The sequence below is a fragment of the Pedobacter sp. HMWF019 genome (genome assembly GCF_003061025.1).
Classification (GTDB): Bacteria; Bacteroidota; Bacteroidia; order Sphingobacteriales; family Sphingobacteriaceae; genus Pedobacter.
Genome location: NZ_QAIL01000106.1, coordinates 17,955 through 27,320 on the forward strand (window position 1 = coordinate 17,955; position 9,366 = coordinate 27,320).

Here is a 9,366-nt window from a genome sequence, read left to right on the forward strand (position 1 = left end):
TTAAAAACGCATTCCAAGATTAATACTCGGGTACCACCCTTCTGTAGAGTAGCCCATGATAAACTTCACAATGGCATAATGGGAGGCTGTAGCATATAATCCACCTCCAACACCATTGTGCCATTTGTCAGAGCTTTCCCCGTTTTCCCAAACCCGTCCAATATCGTAAAAACCAATCAGACCAATTTGACCGGGAACCAGATAACTGGCAAAATCTCCAATTTTAGCGCGGAGCTCAAGGTTATTATAGGCCATATGCTGCCCGGCAAATCTATTTTGTCTGAAACCATATAAATTCCCCTGTCCACCAAGGAATAAACTCTGATAAAATGCTGTTTTGCCAAAGGTTACCCCTCCGCCAAAACGCTCCGCTAATACAATGGTTCCTTTCGTGTTGAAGCTTTTATAGAGCGCCACTTCAGGGATGATTTGTACAAATGATTTTGAATAACTATTTAAACCTGTATAACCCTGCACCTTGATATTTACATAGCTCCCCCAGACCGGCAAAATCTTATTGCTCCGTTTGTCATTGGTAAAATTAGCAACTAATCCGGTATAAAGTTTATCCTTGTCAACAGTTAGACTGTCATAAGAACCAACTTTTGACGGCTGACTTATAAAACGACCGATATTATCCTCAGTGCTATAGGAATAGTACTGGAAAGAGGGGCCTACGCTAAAACTCATACCTGTTAGCGTACGCCACCGGAGCGCCGGATCGATTTCATAAGTACTAAATCTCGCCCGGTAGAAGGTCCTGTAATCTCCTGTTTTATCAAATACAGTTTCATTACCCCTTCCGTAAAAGTTCACTGAATTTTCAGGCGCATTCACCGCTGCTTTGACCAGAAAATCTGCATCCCCAATGGCCTTGATCCATTCTCCGCTATATTTGATCTTAAAGGCTTTGGTAGAAAAGGAATGACTTATAAAAAACTCCTGTACATCATTATATGGCCGCTTTCTGAATCCTTCCTGGTGGGTTCTTCTAAAACCGGCGCCCAGCAGCAAACCGTCATCCGGATTGATGTCTACAGTTACAAGAGGCATTGTTACATTCATCAGATTCGTGGTCATGTAAGCCGTATTTGCACTGTCTTTAGACAGCTTCAACCTGAGCCTGGAGCTATCCCCCAGAAGGTTGAGTTTATCGCCCCGGTCATAGAGCAGTACTTTTCTTTTGGCTTGTAACACCTCCACAGTTTTGTTTCCCGTGCTGTCTACCATTCGTAGTTTGATAGAGGAGGTTCCATTATTCAATACGATCTTATCATCACCGCCTCCAACATACAAACGGATTTCTTTGGTGATATCCGGGCTATAGGTCTTGTTCATTAAAGTATCCTGGATATTTCCTTTTTTACTGATTTTATTAATGATGACCTGCAAGCCTTTATCTGGTGTTCCATTAATATGAACCAATTCATTCTTTGCGGTTGTATGGATGTCTACAATCTTATTTTTGAAACGGTAATATTCTTCCATTGCTGCCGGAATACTTGCCCTCCGGTCTTTGAGCTGTTGCAAAAGTACGTCATGTCGTAGTTTATAGGCTGATTCAGGCAAGCGTTTCAATCCCTCTTCTAATACTTCATCTGTTTCTGCTTTTACAAAATTCTGTACGATCGCGGTCCACTCTGCATGACTGATCTGGGCGGCGGGATATCTGTCCAGGAACATACTTTTCCACAAAGAATAACGAATATCTTTGATTTTACCGCCAAAGCCCTGAAGATTGGGGGCTAGCCAGGAACGGGCTGCCAGATATGGCAATACGCCTTGATTGGTATAGAATACCTGGTCCCTGTCCCTGGGAACAGGCGCATAAATTTCATCGTCTCCTTTCTTTTCTCCATACCAGCGCCATTGGTCGCTATGCCGGTCCCAGTCACCGATCAGTAAATCCAGCAGCCTGGCTTTCAGAAAGGCCCTGGCATCTACATTGTAATCATTATCCTTCACCATGTTCCGGATCATTTTGGGTGTATTGTCCGATGGGCCTTCAGGCTCTCGTTCTTCCAGTAAACACACCTTATTCGCAAATATGCTGTTGTATTTACCCAGGTTTGGATCAGCAGAGACAATTCCTATAATGGGATTGGCATGAGGTACCCCTACTGCTGCTGCCAGTGGTGGTACAATGAGTGCCGAAAACGGATGCTGTGCGCTCATGGCATCATCTACCCAGTCCTTGGCAAAAGTTTCACGCATATCTTCGGGCAGTATTTTCTCCGGACTTTTTTCTACGCCACGAAGTACATATTCCTTTCCATTTTTATCCTTGAGGCGCAGAGATTTTGTTTGAAAGCCTCCCCCCATTTTTTCAGGTGTTAAACCACCATGGATTTCCGAAAGACGGATCACCGGCAAACGGGTTTCCTGAGCCCATTCTTTACGGTAGTTTTCTCCAAACAAAAAACGGTGAAAATGGCCCACACTATCATACCCAGGCTTTAATGCTGTGCTCGCACTATCCCCCTGTAAGGGTCTGACTTGTGCAATTTGCTGTTCATTTACCCCTGCATAGGGTTGTATATAGCTGAAGGTCTGCGTCACGCCGGTATCGGTATCTATAAAATAGGTAAATTTCATTCTTTTACCCGATAGCTGATCAACGGTGACGTAACCCTGCCGGGCATTGGCATATAAAGAATATCTCCCTTTCACTGCGTAACTGTGTTTTGCTCCTGCACCACTAACCACCTGTATGGTGTTATCCTTTATAAATTGCAGGCCATGTTCATGTCCTGCAACATGGATTACATTTGGAAACCCTTCAAAAACCTGGTTAATTCTTTTAACCATATCCCTGTATAAGGGATTTCCTGTATCCTCTGGTGTAGGAAAAGTAGAACGCAGGAAAGGGTACAAAGAGCCCACAACCGGCATTGGGATATACAGGTTATGGTTCAGTGCTGTAAAAGGGAATAAATGGTCTTTCAGTGAATAGTAGCCTCCATGAGTGCCATAGGTTTTAAAGGGGTGATGGGAAGCCAGCAGGATCACCTTATCTCTGTTTTTATCCAGGAGCTCCTGCAGCCGCATCAAAATTGCATCTTTACTGTTACAGTCACATTCTGCTTCCGGATTGTCTTTTGCATAAGGGAACAGCCACCATTCGCTATCAAAAGCAATGACCGTCACCTCCGGAGAAATATGAATTTCGACCGGATCAGGACAACCGTTTCGGGGAATCAATTGCAGGAGGCTGTCTTTTTGTTCTTCCAGAAATTCCCATTGTCTTTTGATCTTTGCCAGTCCGTCAGGTCCCATTTTGTCCCAGTCATGATTACCTGGAATGAAATAAACAGGTGCCCCCCTTTCGCGCATCGGCTGATATTGGGATTGCAGGATCTTTTTCGTTTGTTCCTCTTCCTTACTACCTGAAAGCCCCATTCCTTTCGGATAAATATTATCACCCAAGTACATCACGGTGGTTTTGCCTTTCAAAACGCTAGCTGCGGCATGCCGGAGTACTGCACTCTGTTGCTGATCCATTTCCCCGGCATCGCCAATAAGAATTACCCTGGAGTATATGGTATCTGCCTGTTGTGCCAGTGCTGTCTGAAACAGCGCCAATAACAACAGCATAGGGAACAATTGCTTATTCATGAGAAATTTTTATTTAGAGGGCCTGTATTTAAATTTAAGAATATTTCCCGGGGTAATCTCATCTCCCTCATTGGAAATATAAAGGTTAAAGTCTTTATCGAAGGCAACACCTTCAGGTTGATTAAATTTGGAAGGGCTGATCTTGTGAACCTCCTTTACCTTCCAGTCTGGCGTAGTGATCACCAGTATTTTTTGCACAGATGACAGGATATACCATTCATTGGTCTGCGGATTTTTTGCGAGTGCTGAAGCTTTAAGACCAGATTTAATCGGTTGGCCTAAGGCTTCAATTTGCCTGGAATCTATTTTAAAATCCCCCGCCAGTTTGAGGTTGCCATCGGCCGGATAGTAATTAAAGATATAGCCGGTGGATTGTCTGCTCTTATGGTCTTCATCACTGTTTTTGGTAATGGCGTAGAGTTTATTGCTTGCTTCATCTGCGTACAAACTCTCGTACTCTCCCTTAGGCAGGATTTTTTTCCATTGTTTTACATTATCTGTTTCTTTTTTATAGATCTCTCCCAAAGGGAAAACATAAATACTGCCATTACTTTTGAGCACAAAAACGGTTTCTTTTAATATGGCCAGATCTTCATAGTCCCCCTTAGAAGCAAAACGGACGTTCGTTTGTTTTTTAACCCCCCAGGTTTGTTTAAAAAGCTGGCCGTCTTCATCCTGAATGGAGTATATAGTCTTACCATCACCATTATGGAAGGCAATCCCGCTAATCTCCAGCAGGCTTTCCGGCATGTTAAATTTTTCGGGGCTGTTCAGATCATATCCTTTTGGGCTGGTGTATTTTACCTGGACAGGTTTACAGGCATAAAATACCAAAAGTGAAAATAAAGGCAATACCCAGATAACTGCTTTATAAAATTTCTTCATGAGGAGATGTTTTAATCAATTTTGTTTCAATAAATGCATAAATAGCCTCCTGAGAACGGATTTCCGGCTTCCCTGTGAGGGTAATATTTTGCAGATGGTCATTAAGTTCCACTGCTTGCACATTGTCTGCCAGCTGCAAATCCAGTATATTGATGAGGTCTTTCTTCAGATTCACTTCATATACCGGGAAACAGACTTCAATACGGCTGTATATATTCCGGTTCATCCAGTCTGCAGAACCCAAAAAGACTTTTTCATCGCCCTGGTTATGAAAAACAAATACCCGGCCATGCTCCAGATAGCGGTCTACAATACGTCTGACCTGGATCTGTTCACTTTGTCCCTTAACTCCCGGAATCAAGCAACAAATGGAGCGCACCAGCAATTGTACCTTTACCCCGGCACGCGACGCTTCATACAACTTAGCAATCAACACCCTTTCTTCCAGGTTATTGAGCTTAATGGTAATACCAGAGGAAAGTCCTTTGGAAGCGTTTTGTATTTCCTGATCGATCAAGGCTAAAAAGCGGCTCTGGAGGTTAAACTGTGCCACAAGCAGATGTTTGAAATCAATAAAATCTTCTTCAGCAGGCCTTTTCTTCTTCTTACCCAGAAAGCCAAACAACAATTCCAGTTCTTTGAGCATGGGCTCATAAGCTGTGAGTAGGATATGATCGGTATAGAATCTTGCTGTACTTTCATTTAAGTTCCCCGTGGCCAGCAGACCAAGGTATTTTTTACCTTCCCCTTCGCGGCGCTTCAAGAGCGCAACCTTGGCGTGTACCTTAAAAGAAACACTGCTATAAATGATCTTTACCCCTGCCGCCTTCATCTGCGCAGCCCATTTGATATTATTAGCTTCGTCAAAACGTGCTTTCAGTTCCAGCATAGCCGTTACTTTTTTACCATTTTGGGAAGCACTGATCAATGCCTGTATAATTCTGGAAGGATTGGCTACCCGGTATAAAGTACAATAAACCTCTTCTACGGCTGGGTCATGAGCTGCTTCATTGAAAAAGCGGAGTATAGGATCGTAACTTTCATAAGGCACATGAATCAGTATATCCTGTTCTGCAATCTGTTCAAACAGTGTCTTTCCCGGAGGAATATCCACGGCATTCAGAGCGGTTCTGCCTGGGTATTCCAGCGCTTTATCTTCCAACGGAAAATGCCCCAGATCCTTGAGGTTATGGTAAACACCACCTTCTACAACAGAGGCTTTTTCCAGTTTTAGTGCATAAATGATCCTGTACAAACAGCGTAGCGGAATTCCCGGCTCACATAGAAAACGGGTGGCCAGGCCAAGATCTCTTTTGGCCAGTTCCTTTTCGATCATCGCCGCCATATCTGCATCCAGTTCTTCTTCCAAACGAAGTTCTGCATCTCTGGTGATCTTCACATTAAATACCCCTGTAATCTTGTCTTTGGGAAACAAATGCTCCAGATGTTGTTTGATGATGTCATCCAGAAAAACCACATAGCGCTGGCCATCGGCCTGGAACTGGTAAAAACGCGGCAACAGGTCAGAAGGCACATTGACCAATTCTATCCTTTCTTTTTCCTGCTCATCTTTGAGGATCACGATCTGGTAAAGCCTGTTGTTCTGAGCAAAAAAAACTTTTTCTTCTATATCTATTCTTACCGGATGAAGTACAGCTAGTATTTCATTAAAAAAAACCTTCCCTGTCTGTTCCCGTAGTTTTGATGGCATTTCCTGGTTGTAGATCCAATGAATGTTCTGTTCCAGGAGTTCAGGCAAAATGTTTTCTGACAGTATTTTACCAAATCCACGTTGCTGACGGTCAATCTCTGCTTTTGCCGCCCGGTAGGCCTCTTCATTCTCCTTCTCTTTAGTCAATGTATCCAGGGCCATCAACACAGGCATCCTGACCCGGTAAAACTCATCCAGATTGGAAGAATAAATAGACAAAAATTTGATCCGCTCCAGTAAAGGGACCTGATCACGGCCAGCCTCCATCAACACTCTTTCATTGAAGCCCAGCCAGCTGAGATCGCGGTTAAAGAAAGTATCTTTTTCTATCATATCTTACATAGCCACGAATACCATAGCAATTATAAATGCCAAAACTGACGCCACAATCCCAAACATAAATACGTTATAGGCAATCCGCAGCAAACGATATTTACGCCCAAGCACCACGCCTTGTCCATGTAAATCCCGGATCAGGCTTCCGTAAAGGAAATCCCGGTCTTCCATCATTTCCTGCATCCCACGTTCATAGTCTGTCAGGCTCATTCCATAAAAATTACCAAAGAAAAGAAGGTTCACTTTGTGTGAACGCACATCCTGTTCGGTAAATTTCCCGGAAGGAATGGTTGGTCTTGTAGCCAGGATAGAAAACACCATAGTCGTTACACAGATGACCAGCAAGATGAGTGTTGGAACAATCAGATGCGGGTTATCTTCCAGTTTACGCAGCAAAATACTGAGGATTACAGACAAGATGATGGAATTGGTGGAAATCATGATATGGGCTTTATTATCCGCCATATCACTCAAACGCTGGTGATTTCCGGCGGTGATCCTGAACATGGTTTCAATCCCTTTGTCCGGTCTGTCTGTCTTTTTCTTTTTATCCTTTTTACCGGAACTTTCCGCGTCCTTTACTATAGCAGTTTGATCCTGCACGGCTATATTCATTTCTTGTTGATGTTTTAATAATTTCTCTTTCAAACCGGCAAGGTTTTCTTCTTTCCCTTTATTTAAATGTTCAATACAATAGCTTGTATGGTAGTGATGAGCCTCCAGAAATTTAATCGTTTGCCTTCTCCATATCTCCTTCTCAATGTCATGACCGTAAAAAGCCTCTGCCTCCTTGTGCATCGCTTTGTCTTTTTCTTTAAAACTATCTGTCCCCAAATGGTAAAGATCTGCATCGCATATAATTTGCTGCAATAAGCCTTCTGGTCTTTGAGGCATATGGGTCGCCATGATGCAATCTGTTATAGACACAACAATAGGTTCTTCAAGCTGGAACTTAGCCAGAAATTCTTTAGCCTTCTCTGTTCCGGCCTTTTCATGATGTTTACAATCCGTAAAATAGCCAATATCGTGGAACCATCCCGCAGCAACGACAATAAAAAAGTCTGTGTCATTTAACTGGTAATGCCCTGCAATTTTGACAATATGTTTTACCACCTGCTCCGTATGCGATAAATTATGATAGACCAGTCTATCATCCTTACCATTATGGAACACGTCTTCAACATGTGTTTTGATCTGCTCTATGATATCCAGGTAATTCATGGTATAAATATAAAAGATATATACAGTACTTTTGTTTTTTGAATCATCATGAAGCGAAAATTCAGCATTCTTCCTCTGGCCGCGATAGCCATTCTATTTTTTTTAATGAACTGGTATGTACTTTCCGGTTTTGAAACCTACAGCCATCATCCTTTATTAAGCCTGGGTTTCTGGCTCCTTGTTGCTTTAATCACCCTTTCATTGATTGCTGCGATACGAAGAATTGGCAGTCATGGAATGGGCAGCTTTTTCAAAGTTGCTACACATGCTTTCCTGATCCTGCTCACCAGTGAACTTATTTTTACGATCGCATTACTGGCTGGTGACATCCCCCGCCTGTTTACCGGACAACCCAGAAACCTGCATTGGGTAGAGTTTGCAACAATATTATTTATTCTGACCATTCTGATCTTTATTTATGGAATGGTCCGCGGAAAGTATGCTTACCGGGTCATTAAACACACTTTATTTTTCGACGATCTACCGGAGAATTTTGAAGGCTTTACCATTACTCAGATTTCAGATGTTCATGCTGGAAGTTTCAATAATCCAAAGGCCATTAAAAGGGGGATCGACCTGATCAATGCGCAGAAGTCTGATCTTTTTGTATTTACCGGCGATCTGGTGAATAACAAAGCCAGTGAAATTGTTCCCTGGATGAATGATTTTTCCAAGATAAAAGCACCTTATGGTCAGTTCTCTGTATTGGGCAATCATGATTATGGCGATTATGTGAAATGGGAAAGTGAAGAAAACAAACGCGCCAACCTGCAACAGCTCAAAACTTATCACGCTGAAATGGGTTACAGGTTACTCCTTGACGAGCATGTAGAGATTTACAAAAACGGCCAGAAGATCATTCTTGCCGGGGTAGAAAACTGGGGTTTGGGTTTTGGCGAACGCGGAGATTTACAGAAAGCCCTGAGAAATGTGAGTCCATCAGATTTCAAGATCCTTCTCTCCCATGATCCTTCCCACTGGGAGGCACAGGTTAAACAAAATCCCTCAAAGATCCAGCTCACTCTTGCGGGCCATACACATGGTATGCAATTTGGAATAGAGGCCTTTGGTATAAAATGGAGCCCGGTTAAATACCGTTATGCGCACTGGGCGGGTGTTAAAAGTGAAAATGGCCGATACCTAAACATTAACCGGGGTTTTGGCTTTTTGGGCTTTTCCGGCAGAATAGGTATCTGGCCTGAGGTAACTGTCATAGAATTGAGAAAAACGGTTTAGGCTTTAGGGTTTATAACCTCTTCGGGGGCAGGCTCCTTTTTCTCAGAAACCACAGTTTTTCTCCTTTTCCTTTTAAGGGAAGCTCTTTTGGCGACCTCTATATAGTGATCTCCTGAAACACGGAAATTGCAGAGTTCGCCATTTTTCATGTCAAAGAGGATTTCCAGCTTTCTGACACAGCCGTAGGGAATGTCTTTTTTACTTCTCAGCGGTATTTTACAATAATTCCTGAATGTATTGTAGGAAATATTCAGAATCTTCGGGATTTCACTTACCAAATTCCTGTTCAACTTTACCGGAAGATTTTCCAGAAATTCATCAATCTTATATTTATACATAACTCATAACATAAAGGTTAATAT

At 42.7% G+C, this 9,366-nt stretch carries 6 protein-coding genes; 1 reads left to right on the forward strand and 5 read right to left on the reverse strand.

Features of this window, described 5'->3' with window-relative positions:
• Genes DBR11_RS06670 through DBR11_RS06685 form a run of 4 tightly spaced genes read right to left on the reverse strand, consistent with a single transcriptional unit; the run spans position 1 to position 7,768 of the window.
• Positions 1-3,615: a BamA/TamA family outer membrane protein gene (locus DBR11_RS06670; protein ID WP_108550844.1), complete on the reverse strand. Its 3,615-nt coding sequence runs from the start codon at positions 3,613-3,615 to the stop codon at positions 1-3.
• Positions 3,616-3,624: 9 nt separating this feature from the next.
• A complete protein-coding gene (locus tag DBR11_RS06675) occupies positions 3,625-4,500 on the reverse strand; it encodes an SdiA-regulated family protein (protein WP_233260673.1) in 876 nt (291 codons plus the stop codon).
• On the reverse strand, positions 4,484-6,544 hold the full coding sequence (gene ppk1, locus DBR11_RS06680) for a polyphosphate kinase 1 (protein ID WP_233260674.1): 2,061 nt from the start codon (positions 6,542-6,544) through the stop codon (positions 4,484-4,486). The genes DBR11_RS06675 and ppk1 overlap by 17 nt, the downstream gene beginning before the upstream one ends.
• A 3-nt stretch (positions 6,545-6,547) precedes the next feature.
• On the reverse strand, positions 6,548-7,768 hold the full coding sequence (locus tag DBR11_RS06685) for a Pycsar system effector family protein (RefSeq protein ID WP_108550846.1): 1,221 nt from the start codon (positions 7,766-7,768) through the stop codon (positions 6,548-6,550).
• A 48-nt stretch (positions 7,769-7,816) separates the two neighbouring features.
• Between DBR11_RS06685 and DBR11_RS06690 the strand changes: the two genes are divergently transcribed.
• Positions 7,817-9,004: a metallophosphoesterase gene (locus tag DBR11_RS06690; protein WP_108550848.1), complete on the forward strand. Its 1,188-nt coding sequence runs from the start codon at positions 7,817-7,819 to the stop codon at positions 9,002-9,004.
• Here DBR11_RS06690 and DBR11_RS06695 read toward each other — a convergent pair.
• Complete coding sequence (locus DBR11_RS06695) at positions 9,001-9,342, reverse strand: hypothetical protein (protein WP_108550850.1); 342 nt, start codon at positions 9,340-9,342, stop codon at positions 9,001-9,003. The genes DBR11_RS06690 and DBR11_RS06695 overlap by 4 nt on opposite strands.
• Positions 9,343-9,366 lie beyond the last annotated feature (24 nt).

Bases quoted from the DNA above. Each gene is read 5' to 3' on its own strand.
- DBR11_RS06670 (WP_108550844.1), bottom strand. From the start codon at position 3,615: ATGAATAAGCAATTGTTCCCTATGCTGTTGTTATTGGCGCTGTTTCAG.
- DBR11_RS06675 (WP_233260673.1), bottom strand. From the start codon at position 4,500: ATGAAGAAATTTTATAAAGCAGTTATCTGGGTATTGCCTTTATTTTCA.
- ppk1 (WP_233260674.1), bottom strand. From the start codon at position 6,544: ATGATAGAAAAAGATACTTTCTTTAACCGCGATCTCAGCTGGCTGGGC.
- DBR11_RS06685 (WP_108550846.1), bottom strand. From the start codon at position 7,768: ATGAATTACCTGGATATCATAGAGCAGATCAAAACACATGTTGAAGAC.
- DBR11_RS06690 (WP_108550848.1), top strand. From the start codon at position 7,817: ATGAAGCGAAAATTCAGCATTCTTCCTCTGGCCGCGATAGCCATTCTA.
- DBR11_RS06695 (WP_108550850.1), bottom strand. From the start codon at position 9,342: ATGTATAAATATAAGATTGATGAATTTCTGGAAAATCTTCCGGTAAAG.